Annotated in this window: 24 protein-coding genes and 2 tRNA genes; 10 read left to right on the top strand and 16 right to left on the bottom strand. The window is 39.6% G+C overall.

From position 1 onward, the window contains the following. The first annotated feature begins 9 nt into the window (after positions 1–9). A complete protein-coding gene (gene dnaJ / locus GSR62_RS05380; protein WP_010689147.1) occupies positions 10–1,137 on the top strand; it encodes a molecular chaperone DnaJ in 1,128 nt (375 codons plus the stop codon). An 85-nt stretch (positions 1,138–1,222) separates the two neighbouring features. After that, positions 1,223–1,296: transfer RNA gene (locus GSR62_RS05375), tRNA-Arg, on the top strand. A 266-nt stretch (positions 1,297–1,562) separates the two neighbouring features. On the opposite strand, the gene GSR62_RS09525 is transcribed toward GSR62_RS05375, so the two are convergent. After that, positions 1,563–2,141 (bottom strand): hypothetical protein, encoded by a 579-nt coding sequence (locus GSR62_RS09525; RefSeq protein ID WP_225362235.1) that lies wholly within the window; start codon positions 2,139–2,141, stop codon positions 1,563–1,565. A 575-nt stretch (positions 2,142–2,716) separates the two neighbouring features. On the opposite strand from GSR62_RS09525, the gene deoC reads away from it, so the two are divergent. The 7 genes from deoC (at position 2,717) to GSR62_RS05335 (ending at position 7,843) form a co-directional block, all read left to right on the top strand. Then, complete coding sequence (gene deoC, locus GSR62_RS05365; protein WP_010689145.1) at positions 2,717–3,364, top strand: deoxyribose-phosphate aldolase; 648 nt, start codon at positions 2,717–2,719, stop codon at positions 3,362–3,364. Between the two features lie 12 nt (positions 3,365–3,376). Next, positions 3,377–4,570 carry a phosphopentomutase gene (locus GSR62_RS05360; protein WP_035448181.1) on the top strand — a complete coding sequence of 398 codons (1,194 nt, stop codon included), beginning with the start codon at positions 3,377–3,379 and terminating at the stop codon, positions 4,568–4,570. Position 4,571: 1 nt separating this feature from the next. Continuing rightward, positions 4,572–5,288: a purine-nucleoside phosphorylase gene (gene deoD, locus GSR62_RS05355; protein WP_035448183.1), complete on the top strand. Its 717-nt coding sequence runs from the start codon at positions 4,572–4,574 to the stop codon at positions 5,286–5,288. Positions 5,289–5,304: 16 nt separating this feature from the next. Continuing rightward, positions 5,305–6,603: a pyrimidine-nucleoside phosphorylase gene (locus GSR62_RS05350; protein WP_066023971.1), complete on the top strand. Its 1,299-nt coding sequence runs from the start codon at positions 5,305–5,307 to the stop codon at positions 6,601–6,603. 115 nt (positions 6,604–6,718) lie between these two features. Continuing rightward, a complete protein-coding gene (locus GSR62_RS05345) occupies positions 6,719–7,168 on the top strand; it encodes a hypothetical protein (RefSeq protein WP_066023970.1) in 450 nt (149 codons plus the stop codon). A gap of 154 nt (positions 7,169–7,322) precedes the next feature. Further along, on the top strand, positions 7,323–7,658 hold the full coding sequence (locus GSR62_RS05340) for a hypothetical protein (protein WP_066023969.1): 336 nt from the start codon (positions 7,323–7,325) through the stop codon (positions 7,656–7,658). Positions 7,659–7,755: 97 nt separating this feature from the next. Further along, positions 7,756–7,843 (top strand) — tRNA-Ser (locus GSR62_RS05335). Positions 7,844–8,074: 231 nt separating this feature from the next. Here GSR62_RS05335 and GSR62_RS05330 read toward each other — a convergent pair. Further along, entirely contained in the window at positions 8,075–8,755 is a 681-nt protein-coding gene (locus GSR62_RS05330) for a hypothetical protein (protein WP_066023968.1), read from the bottom strand. 618 nt (positions 8,756–9,373) lie between these two features. Here GSR62_RS05330 and tpx point away from each other — a divergent pair. Continuing rightward, complete coding sequence (gene tpx / locus GSR62_RS05325) at positions 9,374–9,874, top strand: thiol peroxidase (RefSeq protein ID WP_066023967.1); 501 nt, start codon at positions 9,374–9,376, stop codon at positions 9,872–9,874. Positions 9,875–10,726: 852 nt separating this feature from the next. Here the strand turns inward: tpx and GSR62_RS05320 are convergent. The 14 genes from GSR62_RS05320 to GSR62_RS09520 all read right to left on the bottom strand — a co-directional run bounded on the left by GSR62_RS05320 (position 10,727) and on the right by GSR62_RS09520 (position 20,722). Continuing rightward, complete coding sequence (locus GSR62_RS05320) at positions 10,727–10,912, bottom strand: hypothetical protein (protein ID WP_066023966.1); 186 nt, start codon at positions 10,910–10,912, stop codon at positions 10,727–10,729. A gap of 983 nt (positions 10,913–11,895) precedes the next feature. Next, positions 11,896–12,321 (bottom strand): ArpU family phage packaging/lysis transcriptional regulator, encoded by a 426-nt coding sequence (locus tag GSR62_RS05315; RefSeq protein ID WP_066024109.1) that lies wholly within the window; start codon positions 12,319–12,321, stop codon positions 11,896–11,898. Between the two features lie 612 nt (positions 12,322–12,933). Further along, a complete protein-coding gene (locus tag GSR62_RS05310; protein WP_066023965.1) occupies positions 12,934–13,122 on the bottom strand; it encodes a hypothetical protein in 189 nt (62 codons plus the stop codon). A gap of 1,570 nt (positions 13,123–14,692) precedes the next feature. Then, positions 14,693–15,238, bottom strand: coding sequence for a hypothetical protein (locus tag GSR62_RS05305; protein ID WP_066023964.1), 546 nt, complete (start codon positions 15,236–15,238; stop codon positions 14,693–14,695). Positions 15,239–15,340: 102 nt separating this feature from the next. After that, on the bottom strand, positions 15,341–15,676 hold the full coding sequence (locus tag GSR62_RS05300) for a hypothetical protein (protein WP_066023963.1): 336 nt from the start codon (positions 15,674–15,676) through the stop codon (positions 15,341–15,343). A gap of 25 nt (positions 15,677–15,701) precedes the next feature. Then, complete coding sequence (locus GSR62_RS05295; RefSeq protein ID WP_066023962.1) at positions 15,702–16,232, bottom strand: hypothetical protein; 531 nt, start codon at positions 16,230–16,232, stop codon at positions 15,702–15,704. Between the two features lie 307 nt (positions 16,233–16,539). Further along, complete coding sequence (locus GSR62_RS05290) at positions 16,540–17,952, bottom strand: DNA primase family protein (protein ID WP_066023961.1); 1,413 nt, start codon at positions 17,950–17,952, stop codon at positions 16,540–16,542. Then, positions 17,933–18,736, bottom strand: coding sequence for a bifunctional DNA primase/polymerase (locus GSR62_RS05285; protein ID WP_066023960.1), 804 nt, complete (start codon positions 18,734–18,736; stop codon positions 17,933–17,935). The genes GSR62_RS05290 and GSR62_RS05285 overlap by 20 nt, the downstream gene beginning before the upstream one ends. After that, positions 18,733–19,083, bottom strand: a complete 351-nt coding sequence (locus tag GSR62_RS05280) for a hypothetical protein (RefSeq protein WP_066023959.1) — start codon at positions 19,081–19,083, stop codon at positions 18,733–18,735. Before GSR62_RS05280 ends, GSR62_RS05285 begins: the two co-directional genes overlap by 4 nt. 19 nt (positions 19,084–19,102) lie before the next feature. Continuing rightward, positions 19,103–19,345: a hypothetical protein gene (locus GSR62_RS05275; RefSeq protein WP_066023958.1), complete on the bottom strand. Its 243-nt coding sequence runs from the start codon at positions 19,343–19,345 to the stop codon at positions 19,103–19,105. A 2-nt stretch (positions 19,346–19,347) separates the two neighbouring features. Continuing rightward, on the bottom strand, positions 19,348–19,725 hold the full coding sequence (locus GSR62_RS05270) for a hypothetical protein (RefSeq protein ID WP_066023957.1): 378 nt from the start codon (positions 19,723–19,725) through the stop codon (positions 19,348–19,350). A gap of 94 nt (positions 19,726–19,819) precedes the next feature. Then, positions 19,820–20,128, bottom strand: a complete 309-nt coding sequence (locus GSR62_RS05265) for a hypothetical protein (protein ID WP_066023956.1) — start codon at positions 20,126–20,128, stop codon at positions 19,820–19,822. Next, positions 20,109–20,474, bottom strand: a complete 366-nt coding sequence (locus tag GSR62_RS05260; RefSeq protein WP_066023955.1) for a hypothetical protein — start codon at positions 20,472–20,474, stop codon at positions 20,109–20,111. Before GSR62_RS05260 ends, GSR62_RS05265 begins: the two co-directional genes overlap by 20 nt. Next, a complete protein-coding gene (locus GSR62_RS09520; protein WP_066023954.1) occupies positions 20,474–20,722 on the bottom strand; it encodes a hypothetical protein in 249 nt (82 codons plus the stop codon). The genes GSR62_RS05260 and GSR62_RS09520 overlap by 1 nt, the downstream gene beginning before the upstream one ends. Positions 20,723–20,842: the final 120 nt, after the last annotated feature.

The following is a 20,842-nucleotide window of genomic DNA, read 5'->3' as shown; positions in this document are numbered from 1 at the left end:
AGGAGAAACATGGAAAAGAATCCTTATGATGTCTTAGGTATTTCCAAAGATGCATCTGCTGATGAGATCAAGCGCGCTTATCGTAAACTATCGAAGAAGTATCACCCTGACTTGAACCATGAAGCTGGGGCAGAAGAAAAGTTCAAAGAGGTAAACGATGCTTATGAGATTTTAAGTGACCCACAGAAAAAGGCTCAATTTGATCAGTTTGGCTCGACTGGAGCTCAAGGCTTTGGCGGTGCTGGTCAAGGCTTTGGTGGCGGCTTTGAAGGTGGCTTCGGTGGATTTGACGATATTTTCAGTTCATTCTTTGGTGGTGGCGGTACTAGCCGTTCACGAACAGCACCACGTCAAGGCCGTGATCTGCAATATGAGATGAACTTGACCTTTGAAGAAGCAATTTTTGGCAAGACGACTGAAATTGAATATACTCGTGAAGAAGATTGTGACACATGTAACGGTACCGGTGCTAAACCAGGAACTTCACCTGTGACCTGTTCACACTGTGGTGGCCGTGGCTTTGTCCAAGTTGAGCGCCAAACGCCACTTGGTCGTATCATGACTCAACAAGAATGTGATGTCTGTGGTGGTACCGGAAAAGAGATCAAAGAAAAGTGTACTACATGTCATGGTTCCGGCCATATCCGCAAGAAACATGCAGTTGAAGTCAAAGTACCAGCAGGGGTCGAAGATGGCAATCAAATGCGCTTACAAGGCCAAGGTGAAGCTGGGGTAAATGGTGGACCATACGGCGATCTATTTATCGTCTTTAATGTTGCGCCAAGTGATACTTTCAAGCGTGATGGCTCTGAGATCTATTTAGAGCAACCGATCACCTTTGTGCAAGCTACTTTAGGGGCTGAGATCCCAGTTAAGACTGTCCACGGGGATGTTAAGTTGAAGATCCCAGCTGGAACGCAAACGGGAACAACATTCCGTTTACGTGGTAAAGGTGCACCGAGATTGCATGGCACAGGCAATGGTGATGAGCGTGTTACAGTGAAAGTTCAAACACCAAAGAGCTTAAATAAACAACAAAAGATCGCTTTGAAGGCTTTTGCAGAAGCTTCTGGTGATGAAGTTGCTGATGAAGGAAACTTCTTAGATCGCTTAGTCAAGGCACTAAAAAATGAATAAGATCACAAGATAAAGATTTATAAATTTTATCTGAAAATGATTGACTTTAGTTATAAAAAAACGGTATAATTAATTTCGTTGCGATGGTCTGGTAGCTCAGTTGGATAGAGCAACGGTCTTCTAAACCGTAGGTCGTGAGTTCGAATCTCACCCGGATCATATCAAATGAAGTTAATTACCGTATAAAAAAGGCAAAACGTTGTTATATCAGCGTTTTGCCTTTTTGTTATTTGGGAGAAATCGTTAAAAACAGTAAGTTGTAGTAAGAAAAGGGTAATGGGAGGGTGATGATCACCCCGCAAGATCATCCAATTTTGAGGTGATCGTTATATCATTTTTCTTCATATTCGTCGATCAGATATGCATAAACATCGACCGTAGTTGTAACTCTAAGCAGACATTATATCTTTTTAGTTCTGTTTGAATTAATTGTTTGGGTCACCAGTGTCATTAGGATCGGCATTAGCATTAGCTTCTGCATCTGCTTGTTTTCCTTTTTCAGTTGGCGTTCCATCCTGATTAAGATAGCCATTTTGCTTAGCCCATTCAATTTGATCTTGCACCCAAGGATCAGGATTTCCATATACATCAGTGCCAGGAGCATGGTCTTGACCGGGCATAACTTGGTTGCCTTGAGGATCGTACCCATTTTCTTGATTTAACTGGCTTTGTGATTTAGCTTGCTGAGGAGTACTATTGGAAGCTTGAGAATAGTTCTGTTGAGAACTAGAATATGTTACTTGCTGCGAGGCAATTTGAGATTGTTGTGAAGCCCTTTTAGTTTCATTTTCGGCTTTAGACCTTGATTTGCTCTCGGCTTTCATCTTACTTTCGGAGGCTTTACGCTTACTTATAGCTTTCTCTTTAGAAGCCTCTTTTGCTAATCGTTCAGATTTAGCTTTGTGACTACTTGTACTTGATTTGTTGTTAGAATTATTAGTGCATCCAGCAAGTAGTAGGAGAGATAAGCTCGAAACTCCTAGCTTAATATAAATTTTTTTCAATATACCATCCCTTACTATATGTAATCAGCTTTTAATGTCATCAGTTTTTGGACTATATTGAAAATATTAGCTTCTTAGCAGGACATTTTACATAAAAAAATTACCTTCTGACAAATAGGGCAGAAGGTAAAACTGGTTCGCAAGAAGCCATCTTGCAATGAGACAGTGAAGCTTCGTGATATCTACGCATAAAGAATAAACGAAAAAATAGTAATTGTCAATGTGACAGCGGTGAGATGTAGTGCTATCTGCATTTTTTAACTTGATTTTGGCTATTCTAGTCAATCTAGTATCAAGCATTATCTATGACTGGTTAAAAGACCATCGATAGATAACAACGTCCTGATCTGTTGGTTGGTTTTTCCACTTTTTAGAGCGTTTGGTTGAAATGATGTTTGTCCTAGCGATCTTACTCATTGGTGGTTTTATCTCATTAGTTAGTTCGTTTTTTTAAAAATAAAATATTCAGTAATTTTTCCTAAAAATTAAGCTGTTTATTTTACAAGGGTATTAGTTAAATGTTATATTGTAAGCGTATTCATAATATAAAATTTATATTTTTGGAGGAATTAGTTATGGATCTAGCAAAATATATCGATCACACGATCTTGGCACCAAATGCAACCGAAGAACAAGTAGAAAAGATAATTTCTGAAGCGTTAGAATATGGCTTTGCGTCAGTCTGTATCAATCCATATTGGGTCAAAAAAGTAGCTCAGGGTTTAGCTGATAGTGACGTTGAAGTCTGTACAGTGATCGGTTTTCCTTTGGGCGCTAATAAGACCAGTATCAAAGTCAGTGAAGCTAAAGAAGCGATCGCTGATGGAGCCGATGAGCTTGATATGGTGTTAAATATCGGCGAGCTAAAGGCTAAACATTACGATGCGGTCAAAGCAGACATCAAAGCAGTAGTTGATGCGTGTCATGCAGAAAATAAATTGGTCAAAGTGATCATTGAAGCTTGCTTATTGACCGATGAAGAAAAGATCAAAGCTTGTGAATTGTCAAAAGAAGCTGGAGCTGACTACGTTAAAACATCCACTGGTTTTTCGACTGGTGGCGCAACAGTAGCTGATATTGAATTGATGCGAAAGACTGTTGGACCAGATATCGGTGTTAAAGCTTCTGGCGGTATCCATTCCAAAGAAGAAGCTTTAGCCTTGATCGAGGCTGGAGCTTCACGTTTAGGTGCAAGTGCAGGGATCAAGATCGTTAATAGTTAGGGTGTGAATGGAATGCGATTTAAACGTGTATTTACATTAGTGATCGACTCAGTAGGGATCGGTGCTGCTAAAGATGCGGCTAAATTTGATGATGAAGGCTCTGATACTCTAGGCCACATCACTTCTTATTGGAATGGTGAATTAAAATTACCTAATTTAACGGCTTTAGGTTTGGGCAATATTCGGGCTGATTCGCCATTAACAGGTGTTTTACCAGTTGAAACCCCACTAGCTTACTATGGTAAGATGCAAGAGATCTCGGCTGGAAAAGATAGTATGGACGGTCACTGGGAAATGATGGGCTTGCCAGTTACTGAACCACTGGGCTTTTTCCCTAACGGATTCCCCGAACCCTTGATCAAGGCGATCGAAGGATTTAGTGGACGTAAAGTGATCGTCAATCGTCCGATCTCGGGGACTGAAGTGATCGCTAAATACGGTGAGGAACAGTTAGAAACTGGGGCCTTGATCGTGTATACCTCAGGTGATTCGGTCTTACAGATCGCAGCTAATACAGCGATCATCCCACTCGATGAGTTATATCGGATCTGTAAATATGTTAGAGAAATAACGATCGATGAATATCACATCGGGCGTATTATTGCGCGTCCTTATGTTGGCAAAGATAAAAACGAATTTAAACGAACGTCTGACCGCCATGACTTTACGTTAGTCCCTCCAAAAGATACAGTCCTGGATATGTTGGGTCAAGCTGGCTTTGAAGTTATCGGAGTTGGGAAAACGAACGACATTTTTTCAGGTAAAGGGATCGATACGGGGATCCACACTGAAAGTAATGATGACGGGATGACTAAGACGATCGAAGTTGCTAAAACAGATTTTACAGGTCTGTGTTTTACGAACTTGGTCGATTTTGATGCGATGTATGGTCATCGCCGTGATCGTGAAGGCTATGGTAAAGCGTTGGCAGCATTTGATGAACGTTTGGGTGAGCTACTGGAGAATTTACAAGCTGACGATCTATTGCTGATCACAGCTGATCATGGTAACGATCCTGGATTTAAAGGGACCGATCATACCCGTGAGTATGTGCCTTTATTAGCTTACTCACCAAGTTTTTCTAAGGGTAGTTCGTTAGGGATCCGCGATACTTATGCTGATCTAGGTGCAACGATCTTAGATAATTTTGCGCTACCAAATAAAACGGACGGTAAGAGTTTTTTAGCCGATTTACGGAGGAATTAAGATGAGTGAACATATTGAAGCCAAGAAAGGTGATATTGCTAAGATCGTTTTGCTACCAGGTGATCCTTTACGGGCCAAACATATTGCCGAAACGTTTTTAGAAGATCCGATCTGTTACAATACAGTTCGTAATGCATTGGGTTATACAGGAACTTATAAAGGCGTAAAGATCTCGGTCCAAGGAACAGGGATGGGGATCCCCTCAACTTTGATATATGCCGAAGAGTTGATCAATTACTACGAGTGTGAGATCTTGATCCGTGTCGGCACATGCGGTGGAATGGCACCCGAAATAAAAGTTAGAGATGTCATCTTAGCGCAATCGGCAACGACTGATTCGGCCATCATTCAAAATACTTTTGGCAGTGGTCTTTATTATGCGCCTACAGCTGATTTTAGTTTGCTCGATCATGCATATGCTGCAGCTAAAAAAGAGCAGATCGCAGTTAAGGTCGGTAATATCATCTCAGAGGATCGTTTTTATAATGATGAGATCGATCGGGAAAAATTGATCCAATACAAGGTGCTAGGGGCTGAGATGGAAGCAGCAGGCCTATATCTGATCGCAGCAAAGTATAATGTAAGGGCTTTAGCTGTTTTGACGATCAGTAACCATATTATAAGTGGCGAGTCAACACCAGCGTCTGAGCGTGAACGATCATTCAACGATATGGTGAAAGTTGCGCTCGAAGCTACAGTTTCACAAATTAAAGCGTAGAAAGGTGGGAGCTACAATGCGAATGGTAGATATTATCGAACGCAAACGTAATGGAGCAGAATTGACAAAAGAAGAGCTACACACTTTTATCGAGGGTTATACTAAAGGCGAGATCCCAGATTATCAAGCTAGTGCTTTTTTGATGGCAACATATTTCAATGGGATGACAGCTAAGGAACAAGCAACCTTTGCTTTAGAGATGTTGCATTCAGGTGATGAGGTCGACTTGTCGCTGATCCCAGGTATCAAGGTCGATAAACACTCAACTGGTGGTGTGGGGGACAAGACCAGTATCCCTTTAGCTCCGATGATCGCTGCGTTAGATATTCCGATCCCGATGATCTCGGGTCGTGGTCTGGGACATACTGGAGGAACATTAGATAAATTGGAAGCGATACCAGGATTTAAGGTCGAACTCAGTGAAGCTGAATTTATCCAGCAAGTTAAAGATATCAACTTGGCGATCATCAGTGCTACCGGCAATATCGCGCCCGCAGATAAGAAATTATATGCTTTACGTGACGTTACTGCAACGGTCGATTCGATCCCATTGATCGCTGGTTCCATTATGAGTAAGAAGATCGCTTCTGGCACTGATGCGTTGGTCTTAGATGTTAAGACGGGCTCAGGTGCATTCATGAAGACCCAAGAGAAAGCTAAGGCCTTAGCACAAGCGATGGTCGAGATCGGTAAAAACGTGGGAATGCGTTGTATGGCAGTTATCTCTGATATGAATCAACCATTAGGCAATACGATCGGAAATACGCTTGAGATCGAAGAGTCGATCAAGATCTTAAAGGGTAATGGACCTAAAGACATCACTGATCTTGTCTTAACATTAGGAAGTCAGATGGTAGTTTTAGCTGGAAAAGCAGAAACTTTAGAGCAAGCACGCGAAATGCTGATCGAAGTTTTAGTCAACGGTAAAGCTCTTGAAAAATTTGGCGATATGATCGAAGCGCAAGGTGGCGATCGCAATATCATCGATGATTATAGTTTGATGCCACAGGCAAAATATCAGATCACGATCAAAGCTCCTAAGGCAGGCTATATTTCTAAAATGACTGCTGATGAATTAGGGGTGGCAAGTATGCTACTTGGCGGTGGTCGTCAAAGTAAAGAAGATACGATCAATTATGCGGTCGGTCTACGCTTGCACAAAAAAGTCGGTGATCGGGTTGAAAAAGATGAGGAGCTAGTGACCGTCTATAGTGATCAAAAAGACATTGAGCAAGTTGAAAAATTGATCTTAGATAATATCGAGATCGGTGAGAAGACTAATGCTGTTCCGTTGATCCATGAAATAATCAAATAGCAGATAAGATAGTATTGTTAGGGATGTAAGGCTTAACAATGCTATTTTTTGATTTGCATAATTTAGTGATCCATATTAAGATAATTATCACATTGAAAAATGGGAGGAAACAGAGTTGAAACTATATGAGTTGACGTTGAATAACGTTTTTTATGTAGATCAACAACGAAAAGATATTTATTTAGTTCATGTTAGGTATCCACAATATTTTAAGTTGTGGCAACCAGCTTTACCGTGTGTGAAAGCTAAAATCGATATCAAAGATCGTGTCGAACGGCCAGAAGTGAGATTTCATGAGGGAAAATTTACGCGTTTTAATGTAACGTATCATTTTCCCAATACAGGTCTATCAAAACCTGATTATAAGGTCAATCTCTTATTTTACTCGGAATTTATCAAGATCACGCGCCATCATATCGAGCATGTACATAAAAATTTATTGGAGCAGTTGCCAGATGATTTCACTAAAAGTGAGATGGTCTCGTTGGATGAACTTGAAGAAAACTTCAATAATGATGGTTATGTGGGCCAATATTTACAGGCAACATTGCAAGCAGTAAGTTAAAATGATCATTTTAAAGCATCAGCAATGATGCTTTTTTTGTATTTAAAACTTATAGATAATAGTAGTTTGCTAAGAAATTGTCCAAAGCTCTTGTGTATCTTACTAAAAAGAAGGAAAATGGGGACCATATCAATATAGTTTGGGGGAAAATAGTATGGTACCGGAGTATTTAGAGAAGTATATGGACAGATATATACGGATAATCTTAGCAGATGGGAAGTGGGTAAGTGGTCATGTTTTTGGGTTTGCGCTTCCAGAAGATACACCAGATGGTACTTGGGGAATCGTCTTGACTAAAAAGCGCGAGCGGAGGTGTGTCGTTACTTTTCCGACCAAAACGATCACTGAGACCCAGGTCAAAGAGATCGATATCATCAAGGTCAATTTGGAACAAAGAGTGATCAACAGAATTGGGGATGGTTATTGGTGGCTAAAAAATGGCTTCGAATATGTTTGGTGGGAGCTAAGGAATTTTATTTTTAGATACTGAGTTTAGAATTGAAAGAATAAAAATAGAATTTTAAGTATATATTTTTTTGAATATTGTTGCAATTTAAAAGTGAAGTTGCTATAATATTCTTTGTTATGGAGAGTTGGCAGAGTGGTAATGCACCGGACTCGAAATCCGGCGAACCGGCTAATACCGGCGCGCAGGTTCAAATCCTGTACTCTCCTTAAATATACCTGTTATGTCAAGGGGTTAGGGCTGTTATGCCCACCAAATGTCCCCCACAGAGGAAATATGAAAACCATCTGGTGATTATCAGATGTTTTTTTGTGTATATTTGTTCATAGGTTTTGTGGCTAGGGCTAAGATCATATCGCTACTAGTGAAGTGATGATTCGACTTGTGTTTTAGAGTCCATTTTAGTTTTAAAACCCGCCACAGAGGACGGGAACTATGTTTTATTTAAAATCGATAGTTAATGACTCAGGAGCGTCAGCAACTGTTTCAAAGGTGTCGGTGTTAGCAATGGAGTCTAGATTGAATGTAAGTTGATTTAGTTTAGAAACATCATCAGAATTAATAAGTGCTTGTGCATGCTCGTCTTTATGTGCATGTGCAGCAATTGCAGATCCTACACCTTCATCAATCAACCCACTACCCATACTTAACTGTTGACCATAATTCGGAACTAATGACTTTATACCGTTAAACTGGAGTTCAGAGTCAGATGAATTATCTAATGTATAAGTTACTTGAATAACGTATGATGGTAAGGTAACGTTGGCGGAATCAAAAGTGGTGGAAATAAGTTCTTTTTGCTGGTCTGTTTTAGGCTCGTATTTTAATAACTTAATATTTTTAATTTTAAAGTTCATGGGACCGTAGTTAATTTCAGCATTTGTTGGTGAAACGATTCGCTCTAAAGTTACTTTTCCACTAGTTGGATCATCATGCCATTGTTCCACTTTTAAAAGTTCTCCAGCAGTAACCTTTTTGTTATCTCGAGAAGAACTATTTTTCTTTACCTTAGCACTGGAAGACGAGGCTGATTTATTTGAATTATCAACTGTGTTACTGCAACCAGCCAATGTTAAGGCTGATAGAAGTAGCAGACTAATAGTTTTAATACTTTTATACATATTGTAAATCTCCTTTTTATTATTTCAGCTTTTTACGACATCAGTTCTTTGGTCAAATGTAACTCTATGATCTACTTAAAATATAAACTTCAAAAAATTACTTAACGAAAAATGATAGGGCTTACAAAAATGGATGGATAAATAAAGTTGAACGAACTTAGACCAGCATTATTTTAATGTAATCCAGTCCATATAACGTTTAGCCTATTTTGGAATATTGTAATCACGTAATAATTGTTCTGGTTTTACATATTCAGCAGCTTTCAGGCTATAAGTTGAAAGCTCAACTGCAAAAATATTAATCTTATTTTTTAAATACCTTAATACATTTATTATATTATCATAATTAAACCAAGGAATACATTTTTAACAAGTATTCAGATGACATATATTACCATGAATGATACACATTACTAAAAGGGGCGGTATTTCAACTAATTACGAGATAAGTTTTAAAAGAAAATAAAAAATATCTGCAAATTGTAACTTGTCAATAAAAATTACCATGTCTACAGCAATAATAAATTTGCGCAGAATTACATAGATCAAGCAAAAAATTTGCTTTCTAGTACCAGTATGTTTAAATAGAAGTAATTTAAATGTTGGAGGTATTTTAAAATGGAAATTCTTTTTCATGGTGTTGCAACAAAAACAAATGGAACTCCCGTAAAAGTCGGTGAAAAATTGCCTGCGTTTACTGTAAAAGATGCAGCTGATACCGTTAAAACTGGAACGCAGCTTTTTACTAAGGTAAGTTTGATCAGTGTCGTACCTGATATCGACACCCGTGTTTGCAGCATCTCGACAAAACGTTTCAATCAAGAAGTTGATAATTACAATAATATTAATTTTTATACGATCTCGACCAATACCTTAGAGCAACAAAAGAATTGGTGTGCCGCTGAAGGTGTGGCCAAACTTGAACTTTTATCCGATGCCACGGCTGAATTTGGTAAAGCTATGGGATTATATGTTGAAGAAAAAGGAATCGATGCACGCAGTATTTGGATCGTCGATACTGAAGGCAAAGTTCTCTATCAAGAATTATTGACAGAACAATCGGATGAACCAAATTATGCTAAAGCTTTAGAATTTTTGGATAGTTTGGATCAATGCTAAAATTTCTCGGATTATTACTTGTACTATGGTTACTTTTTAAAGTCACTGATGGTGCCCTTAGGGGATGTATAGCGATCTTTGCCTTTGTGATTTTAGGTGTGGTCTTATTAGCCTTCTTAGGCTTGTTACTAAAGCTTTGATGGCTTCTTTTGGTATTTTTCTTGTTAGGGGTCGTAGTGGCTAATAAAAACTAAAATAGGCTTGACTTTGAAGCTGGTTAATATTATGCTGAATAGCCAAAGTTGCGTTTTTTCCCCGTGGTTAAGCGATTTTTAAATGTCAAAAATACTAAAATTTGAAAAAAGATACCTAAAAAATGGCAAAAAGAGACCTTGAAAGAGACCCAAGGGAGACCCCAAAAAACGGGTTAGGTGGTTTAAAATAATACACGATATTAAGCGTTAGAGTGATCTAACGTTTTTTTGATATGTGCTATAATTGGTTGGTGCTATTGCTGTATGAGTAAAATTTTGTATTTCACGTTTAGCTGGGTAACTCCTTTGAACGCTCCGAACTCCGGGGCGTTTTTTGCTGTTATCATGTTATAATGTGCCTAGGTTGTTCCCGCCTATAACTTACTTAATGCGTTAAAAGCTTCTTGAAAGCCTGCCCCGTTCTCTGTGCGGGGCTTTTTTTGATATAATGATTACAAGATATAGGCTAGTCGGCTCTTTGGATCGTCTACGGGCGCCAAGGAGCTTTTTATTGTGCTGTTAGCTATGTTATAATGCTAGTGGATACTTCAACGTTCTTAGTATCGTTCATGCTTGAACGGTCCTTTTAAGCGTCTTGGTGATCGTGCCAGGGCGCTTTTTTGTGCAGTAAAAAAGGATGTCACAACGTGCATCCCTTCTAGTTAAATCGCTCCTGCATTTGTTCGTTAGCAAACTCGATCAAAGCTTCAAGATCTTCTTTAGTAGCCACACGGCAATAACTGCGGGCCATGGATCTTTTAGCAAGATAGTATTTGCGCTCCTTGTTCTTCTCATTCCAGCGGTTAGAAGCGTCTAACTGTGCTTGTGATGTCTTTCTTGGCATTGTGGTGTATCTCCTTACTTGTAACGTTTGTTTGTGTCTTTGATGATCCAATAGGCTATCTTAATGCAGTAACCTAGGTAGATAAGCGATAAGACTATCGCTATTACTTCCATGTATTCCATTCTTTGAATGCTCCTAGTTGTATTTTTCGTTGGCTTCTTTGATGATCCTACGTGCTTCTTGAATGCTATCAACGATCTTAGGCAACTGCCAAGCTAATACGAACCCAAGGACAAACCATTGTAATTTTTCCATGCGATCACTCCTAACGCTTGAATTGATGTTTGAAATGTAATATACTTAGATACGAATAAAGGACTGATAGTCCCCACAACTACCAGCCCTTGAACGTGGATTAAAGAAACATGTTTTGCTAGCTAACTGCTATTTATGGCGGTTAGCTTTTTTGATTGTCTTATATGCTTCTGTGCAAGCTAGGATAATCTTATCCAGTCTTAGCACAAGCACGATCAACAACGTAAGCAAAAGCGCTATTCCTTTCTGTATTGAATTTCATAAACTCACCGCCTAACGTTATGGATTAGTTGAATAGGCGTGCTTTATGTTTCAATACTCCACTAGACCAATTCAAAAGGTAGCTAGCCTTTATCTTTGACCATGTCCATATTATGTATTAAATTTCATATGAAAACAAGTATTTTATAGCATTTTTTCAAACGATTTCATCATATAGCCATTCAGTAGAATGATCAATAAGGGATGTACCAGCAACTAAGCTAGTGCATCCCTTTTTGGGTATACAAAAACATAGCTCTAAAACTAACTGTTCAACTGGTGACTTATCTTTCATCGTCTAACTCCTTAAGTCTTTTATCGATCATCAAGCTAAGGCGTTGCAGGTCGTGCCTGCTGGATAGGTGCTTGATGTAAAACCTAGAATACCAATGACGGCGTTTTAAATAAACGTTGATCGCTGTAACGATCGCAAGAATGATAATAAATTTTAACAAGTGGGACCACTCCTAATGTTTGTAGGCTGTGAGCGCTGTGCCTGCTGTCATGTCCATGGTTTGAGCAAATAGGGCACAGGCTTTTCTAATTCTATTTTGCGTTTGAGTATGCCCAAAGCCTAAGCGTTCTTCAATTTGCCACGTTTGTAATTTCTTGATGTATCGTGCTTCTAAAAAAGGTTTATAATCGCCTAGACTATTGATCACGGCTTCCACGAACTCTAAAACTTGCTTGGCGTTGGCTCTGTTTACGTTCATATCTTCCACACTATTGGCGCTTGCTGTTCCTTTGGGTGCTAATGATAAGCGTACGCTTGAAATAACTGGGATGTTTGCTAATCGCTGATACTTGCTATACTCTGTATCAAACCAGTTAGTAACGTTATTGCGTGTTTTGCTGTAGTCTACTTCTCTGGTGTCTGGTGGGTCAAGTTTCATCATGTCCAACGCTCCTAACTGTATCAAGCTGTTACAAGCTCTATAATTTGGGGTATTACTCTATCACGCTATAAAAAGCGTTCTAAGACGTTTAACACTATTCTAGTATAATTCTACTGATTATATCAAATGGAGCTTATAACATGCTTAAAATAGCTTGTATCGTGATTATAAATTAAGGTCGTTTGGAACGACCCAAAGCATTAAATAACCTGTTTCGTGGTCAATATGGTTGACCTCGGGTAAATACAGACTTTTAGCTCAGGTTTTTTCAGGTTTTACAAACTCGGTCAATATGATTGACTCACTTCTTGAGGTCGTTTGAAACGACCACGGATAATATACCGCTTCGCTGTCGCTTTGAACGATAGCGAACTTGTTAGATCGTGAGCATTGCATAATATGCAACTGTCACAATGTGGATCTATTTATTTATGCGTGAGAGTCAATACAAAGCCACTCTCAGCGTTTTAAAATGCTGTCTAGTGTAATCATACTCGGACGGTGTTTGATGTCTGTAAACTGTGTCCATTTGCCTAGTTCTGATGCTTAAAATCGATCGTGTGGGATGTCATACGAAAAAAGGGACGCCTTGAGCATCCCTATAGTTGGTTATTCTTGCAATTCTTGCTCACGCTCAGCAAGTAGCTGTTTAATTTCTTGAATGTCATCGATCGTCGCCATCTCTTTGATAAATTTGCGGGTGTATGATCGATAGCTATATACTTTCTTCTTGGCTTTGTTCTTTTCGTTCCACTTGTCCCGTGCTCTTGCTTGGGCTTCACTTGTTTTCTTTTCCATGCTGTCAGCTCCTTACTTGCCTAGTAGTTTTAAAATGATCCATAAGATACCATCGATCACCAGTAAGGCAATTAGTAATTTAAATAAAATAGGCTTGGTTTTTCTGATAAATTTCATAAAGTTTTCCATTTCCTAAGTGCTCCCGATTATGGTACTCTTAAACAGTAGGGGAGCCGTCCAAGTTTTCCCCTACCGCTTAAGTTATTAGTTTAAGAGTCGTTTAATCGTTTCTATCAACCATTCTAAGCCTTGTGCTAGTCCTAGTAAGAATGCTAGCCACTCGGCTAAGTCCTTAATGGTTTTGATTATTGAAATGATTTTCGGCTCTTTTCTTTTTCTCGGTGGCACTGCCTCACCTCCTTAACCTTATATTTATATTATACGGTATTACGTATATAAAAGCAAGTCTTTTTACTAGAAAAATGCTAATTTTCACCAATAAATAATCAATAAAAACGCCAGTATTATAGGTTTCTTGGTCAATTATCGTCAATACTTCATCAATAAACACCCAATAGCCTGTATTTGGCGTCAATATAGGTTTTTACTCCGACAATTTCCGACAATTTACCTGAGTATTACACTCACATTTTTCCAACATTTTCCAACATTTCATTACTTCATAAAATCACGATCGCAATTAGTCAGATAACCACCACTAAGCCCAGCTATAGCAATGAATAGGGGCTAGGGATGTCATTGCTATTTAAAGTGTGTTTCCTGCAATTTTCTGCAATGCTAGCAATCGGATAGGGTATTTACATTCAAGCAAGTTAAAACACTGCTAGAACGCTTATATTAGCTTATTTCAGCAATCAAAAAAGTAGCCATTTACTCCGATTTTCTCCGATCGTCAGGAAGTGAACCAGTTATAGCGCCAGTCGTGGCGCTGGCTAACAAGTGTAACTATAACTACGGTTGTGATTTGTTGTGTAACTGAAATTGCATAGCTCTATATTTTCTACAACGTTGCTACTTGTGGCAAAAAAATAGGTTAGCAAATGTTAGCATTTGACCTCAACAATTCTCAACATTTTATTTCAGCATTTTTCAGCAATTCATCCTATCAATTCCTAGCATTTTATCTTAGGTTTTCTTAGGGTTTTTGTACCTTTACCGTTGCTCTAACAGGCTTTGAAATAGTGTTTTTTTGCTTAAAAAAGGTGTGCATACAAAAAGCCAAAAAGGGTGCACACAAAAACGCAAAAAGTACGCACACTTTTTGGCGTAATAACTAGTATATTGCTAGTGGCTAATAACGTTTTGATGTCAGCATTTGTCAGCATTTTATGCGAGCATTTGCGAGCAATTTATGCCAACATTTGCCAACGTTTTATGCTACCATTTGCTACCATTTGACCTGAGCAAATCTGAGCAATTTATGCCAATATCTTGGGATAGGTCCATGTTTGAATTTTCGGCGGTCGTAAGATCGTATTTATAACTACGCCCTTGATGTGTGTACTGTGGTTACGGTCTTCTTTGGTGATCGTGCCCACTTGTGGGGACGTGGCTTTTTCGCTATAAATTAAAAGGGATGCCAGCAGTCAGCCAGTGCATCCCTTGCGTTTTATTTGATTGGTGCTATTACTGATTTGATGTATTCGATCGCCGTCAAACATTCGATCTTAAGTATGTTACGCAACGCTTTGAAACTTGGATAGCCTTTAAGTGTGATGTTTCCACGCAAGCGGTTCATGTAATAGATCGTATACGGGTCAATGTCGTGTCCGTCTGCTAACATTTCTAAGCGGTGGTTCATGATAGATCTAAAACCGTAGTGACTTACTAGCATGATGGACGGTAGTAGTTTTACTTTCTTAGCGAATTTACCGTTATATTTTTCATTCAAGGCAAACTCTAGCCCTGTCTTGGCTGTTTCTGCACACTCACGATCAAAGTAGTAGCCTAGTTGGTCCATCTCAAGTAAAAATAGATCGTTGATGATCTTGTTAGCTGAGTAGATCTTTTCTTCCGTCGATCCTTTCACGCCGTCATATACTGAAATAAAGGCGGTGTAGGCTTCTAGTTGGATCTGATACGATCGTAAACGTGATGGGCTTGCGTGTCTGATGTCTTCCTTGAGATCGTTTAAATTTGTGGGTATTACATTCATGTTTGAACTTCCTTTCATGTTCCTTAGTATAATTACACTCGATAGGGTAGTTATGTGATTCAACGCCTATCTGCATAGGCGCTCTTGAGCTTAAAAACGATTTTAGGCGTTTTGTTTCTTTCTCAATTCTGCCAATCGTTTACTTGCCAACTCTTTTTGCTTGTCTGTCAGTCTTGCACGTTGTCGGATAGATACCAGGGCGCTATCATTCAAGTAGCCTTCGATCATTGCCAATACTCCGCCGTTAGCGCTGTAGCCTTTGCGGTGTGGCTTGGTCTCGTCTAAAAACTTCTCGTACTTACGTGCATGTTTTGGAACGTCTGTATAAATGTGCCAGCTTTGTGTTTCGTCTTCAAAGTTTAGGATCGTCTCCCTTTCTTCTCTCGTTGGTACTGTCCAGCTGTCAATAATGGTCAAGTTCTTGTTTTCTTCTGTCATGATGTGATCTTCCTTTCAGGGATGCTTATTTAAAATCTTTGGCCAGTTGCTCGCTGATGTTCTTGATGTCTAAAAACTGTTGATTGGTCAAGTGATGTCTTCTTAGATCGTTGGGCGTGAACTTCTTTAGATCTTCGATAAAGCTGGTAAGGTCCTTGTTCAAATTGTCTTTCAAAATCCTGTATGTTTCTATCATGGTATTCGATCTATGAGCTTGCTCATCGTGCTTATAGATCATCTTCATAACTTTATGAGTTGCGATGATCGTAACGTTTAACTCTGGTTCTGGTTTGATATCAAACTTGTATACTTCATGAATTGGAACGCCAAGCGTCAGCAACTCCATTCTAAAATCATACAAGTTATAAATATCCTCAATACTTGCGGGCTTCTCGCTTATTGGTAGTTGGTCCAGTGCATCGAATAACTGTTTGACCTTAGCTTTAGCCTTGACGACTCTATCAGCATAACGGTCTAGTGTCTCGATGTCGTCTAGGATATAGGATAATCTTACTTGTGGGCTTTCGTTCATCGTGATTGCATCTGTGATATTCATTTTGTTTTTGGCTTCCTTTCTGTGATCAGTGATGTGGGTATTGTGTAACCTGCTGTAACTCAACGTAACTGCCCCAAAAACTTCTGTATCCCTTGGCACTCTAAGCGTGTAAACAAAATAACAAAAATTTTGCCCCGCTCACTCTCTCTTTATATATTTATTTATTATTTATTTTATTTATATACGTATATATATATAAAGTAGTTACATTAGTTACATAACATAAGTGTCAAAAGCTAAAAAATTTTAAAATATTAACATTGCGGTTACTCACTGGTTACATTTGGGGTGATTTGGTTACACTCGGCTATTTTAGTTGCATGATAGCTAGCTCATCACTTGTTATAGATCGTAATTTGATGCCAATGTAGGCTTTGGCGGGTTCTCCGTTGATGCGTTTCGTGGTATCGAATACGCTAAAACGTCTAAGCTCTTTCTTGAGTTTTTGACTACTTAGTGGCTTGTACCCGTTGTTGTAGCAGTAGTTCTTGTAAGTGTCATACAAGTATACTTTCTTGACTGCGTAATCTTTTCCTAATTCGCAATACTCGTCTATAAAATCTTGCACGATGTCATTTTCTCCGATCCATTCCAAGCGCAAGCGTTCCATTTCTTCAGTTTCAGAAAAATAGCCACGTTTTAGCACTTCTCTAAAAGCTTGCAGGCACTTATAAACAAAAGCGGGCTGTTCTGCATATAATGCTTTTTTGTCAAAGCGTTGTCTAAAATCTGGGATCGAATAAAAAGGCACGATACAAGGACGACGACCAAAGCCCGCCGATGTGTCTTTAAAACTTGGTAGTCTATTAGCCCCAAAGATCTGTTTAGCAAACGGCTTAATAGTTTGGGCTTGTTCGCCTTTGTTCTCAACGTCGATGGCGTCATCCCCTGTTATACCTTTGATTAGGGATGGATCTATAATTAAACTATTGCCAATATCTGCGTAATAGTTGAGTAGTTTGGCGTAAAGTCTCGCTAATGTGAACCGTCTTTCAGGGTTCGTTAGATCATTTAGGCGGACTGTACTTGTGTTAGCTGGTCCGATCATCTCTCTTAGCCAATTGAAAAAAGTGCTCTTACCGTCTCCGCCTTCCGATAGCAAGATAGCAAACTTCTGTAAGTGTTCGTATGATCGATAAAAACAAAAGCCAATGAATTCCATTAAGAACGTTTTGGCGTCTTTTACGCTTTCATCTAACCACTTATCAGTTAAGGGAGTAGGGGCGTTGCTGGTGTCGATTTCATAATCACGACCATAAAATAAATAATTGTCCGGGCTGTTTGGTCTCATTTCGCCCGTTCTGATGTCATAGACACCATTTTTAAAATGAACTGCGTACGGGTCTACGTTGTCGATCGTTTCGCTAGCGTCTTTGATGTCAGCTAGATCCATGATGTATTTAGTAGCGTCCGATACTTCTTTATTGCTCCAATGGTCACGTACCAAGGTGCTTACTTCCTTTCGGATCTCGTTAGCTGTCACAACTTGCCATAAGCCTAAGCAATCGTTATAGCGGTATAAAGTCAAGTCGTTGTTTTTCTTGATCTGTAGATAGTTTCCACGTTCTAGGATCGTTTGACCAAGCTTGACGGGATCAATTTTTATAGTGCCTCGGTTATTCTCGTATAACCAAGGATCCAAGTTATTAGCTTGGTTCAATTTGTCTTTAAATTGGTCCATGAATTCGATCATCATCGCTTTATCTGCTACGTTGTTCATATTTTGATGCTTCCTTTCTCACTACGCTTTTAAAGATCGTGTTGACTTCGCTATCTGGTAGCGGTGGGCTGATATAGTCACGGTTGATCTGTTGTGCGATCGTGTATACTGTCTCTAGCTCTGCGCCTGTGCTTATCAGCCAACCGACTTGCTTAGTTAGCCACGTATTACGTCCGCCACTGTCAACGCCTGCGACTATTTCATCTAACCGCTTGCCTGTCCATTTTTTGCCATTTATAGGACGGTTAAAGCTATTTGAGTATTGTTGTGCTGGTTTATCGTCCAACGCCTCTAAAAGCCATTTGGGGGCTTCTATAATGGTGTTGTAATTGTATCGCTCGTTGATACTCCTATAAGCATCACCATTGATCACGCTAGGCGCTATGACTGTAAAATCTGCCAATAGATCAACGTTAGGGATGAAATTGGTAACTCGTTTCTTTTTAGCTGTGCCTGTGTAAAAGAAGTGCAGACCACCGCTTGGCGTTTGCTCTATATATGTGTTAGTTGGCAACGTGCATCCCTGATCTGCCATTTTTTGCATAGTATCCCTAATGCCATCGCTATTGTGATTGTCGATGTCTACCACAATCAAATTTTTACTTGCAAGCTCTAAGCCTAAGTTAGCCTGTGGCAGATCATCGAACCACTTCGCAACTGTCTGCGGATCGTTGGACGCTGTCAGATAGCTTTGATCTTTGATAGGACGCTTAGTGTTTGGGACTAGTGGAAACACCTTAAAGCCATGTTTAGCAAGCTCTAAGGCGGTGTTTTTAGCAATCATTTGCGTTCCTCCTTAAGCTCTTTTAGTTGTTTGTATAGTTCCGGCTCATGCGCTTTTAGGTGTTTACTGAAATACTTAAGAGCGATCTTAACTTCACAAGCTTCTAACGGTACGTGCTTGATCTTATTTTTAAGGGAGTGTACAACGGCGTTAACTAAGACAATCTCGCTAAGCTTGCTATATAATTCGGGATCGTCATTCTTTAGCTTGTCGCCATAAGCATTAAATAGTAAGCGTGCTTGTTCCGGTTTCAAGTCATCAGTTGCGATCAGACTGCGCAAGCCTACTTTTAATTGTTCAAATGATGTGATTTTGTCTTGATTTAATTGTGTGTTTTCTTGTAACATAATAGATAACTCCTGTTCATCATTTATTTTTGAATGGGTGTTTTGGGTTTAGCTCGTTGGCAGGGGTGCCAGCGGGCTTTTTCTTTGCTCTCGATCGTACCCACTCAATGACAAGCGGTGTAACCAATCCAGCAACGCCAAAGATCAGTGTTAGCAATACGATCATCAATAAATACATAACTAAGGCATACTTAACGCCGTCCCGGTCTGATCGTTCCACTTCAAACAAGTAGCAGGCGTCCAATTTGATTTGTTCTAACATGCTTAGCCCTCCTTTAGCATCTTTCTTTTTACTTTTTCTACGTCGTCAATGTTTAAGATATTCCAGTAAGTGACTTCATACTTGCAAAAGCCTATTGATTGGATCACTGGTGCAATATATCCCAGCTTTTTCAAACGTTCCAGATCCTTGACCACTTCAGCAGTCAAAGCACCAAGGATATATACCAAGTGATCACCGTTAGCAACTACGCCCCTGGTGTCTGCCTGCATACATAGAAGCCCGTACAACTCTTTTTGTTCAAATGTCAGTTTGTCGGATCGTTCTACTCTCCTAGGGATGTAGATCCCGTCTTGACCGCTTATGACGTTCTCTAAAATGGTATTGATCCGCTCCCGGTTCGATCTCGTTAAATTCATCATGTCTATTCAATTCCTTTCAGTGATCCATAAAGCTAACCTTTAAGCCACCTAGCCCAGTGCTTTTTTATCGTTATAGCTCTATGGATCGTATTCCTTAGTTCGTAAGTGATACTTGATTATCTGTTAGCCACTTGATCACGTTGCGGTATACATAGTAATCGTGCATCCCGTCCAACTTGACTACTGGCATCCCTTTGCCGGTCCATTTCTTGACGGTGCTATCTGAAACACCAAAGACCTTAGCCGTATCAGTCAGATACCCGCCACTATTAGGCTGGTTAGTCAGCAGTGTTTGAACAAGTCGCAAGTTAGTGTTAAATTCTTGTAGCTCTTTTAGTAAGTTAGGATCTGCGGTGTTTACTGATACAGATACACCAGCAACGTTAAATGTCAGATTTGCCATTGTTTTGATCTCCTTTAGTTGTTAGATATTCCAGCCAGTCAGTGCGGATCTGTGCGAATATTAAGGCTCGGTTGCGCCTTGCTAGTTGCTTGATCTCGTTTTTGAGTGGTCCGCTTGCTCGTGCTAGTTCGTCTTGATCGGTAGCAATGTAATAGCCGGGCTTTGATCCGCTACGAACTCCCACGACCGGGACGCCGTGATGTATCACTAACCGTCTGATAATGTCACGGACTGTCCGATCGCCTAAGCCAGTAATTCCAGCAAGGTAAGCGGTAGTCCGTGCAGTATCTGCACCATATCCCAGCAGTTTCAAGATGTTTTTTTCGTCTGTGCTAAGTTGTTTCATCAGCTCTCACGCTCCTTATTGATAAGCTTCTCGATCTCGTGTAATAGTGCGTTATCTAATTTGTTATCTCTTAAACCATTGTTATGATGTGCTGTTTCAAGATTGAACGCTTTGACACGTCCTTCACGTTCTCCCAGCTCGATAATGCACAATTCTTCTAGGCATTTCTTTAGCGTGTGTGTTCGCTTGAATTTGGCAGGTCTGTGGTAGGGCTTATCTAGTGGCCAGACCTTAACTTTAAATGTCATTTTGTTCTGTTTCCTTTCGTCATTTATTTTGGGGTGGGTGTTTTGGGTTTAACTGTTGCAGGGGCTTATATACGCTAGGGACAAAAATGTCCGTTACGCTCGTTGTCGTGTTTCTCAAAT

It is taken from the genome of Ligilactobacillus animalis, from assembly GCF_009933595.1.
GTDB classification, from domain to species: domain Bacteria; phylum Bacillota; class Bacilli; order Lactobacillales; family Lactobacillaceae; genus Ligilactobacillus; species Ligilactobacillus animalis.
This window is presented reverse-complemented; position numbering and strand designations above follow the sequence as displayed.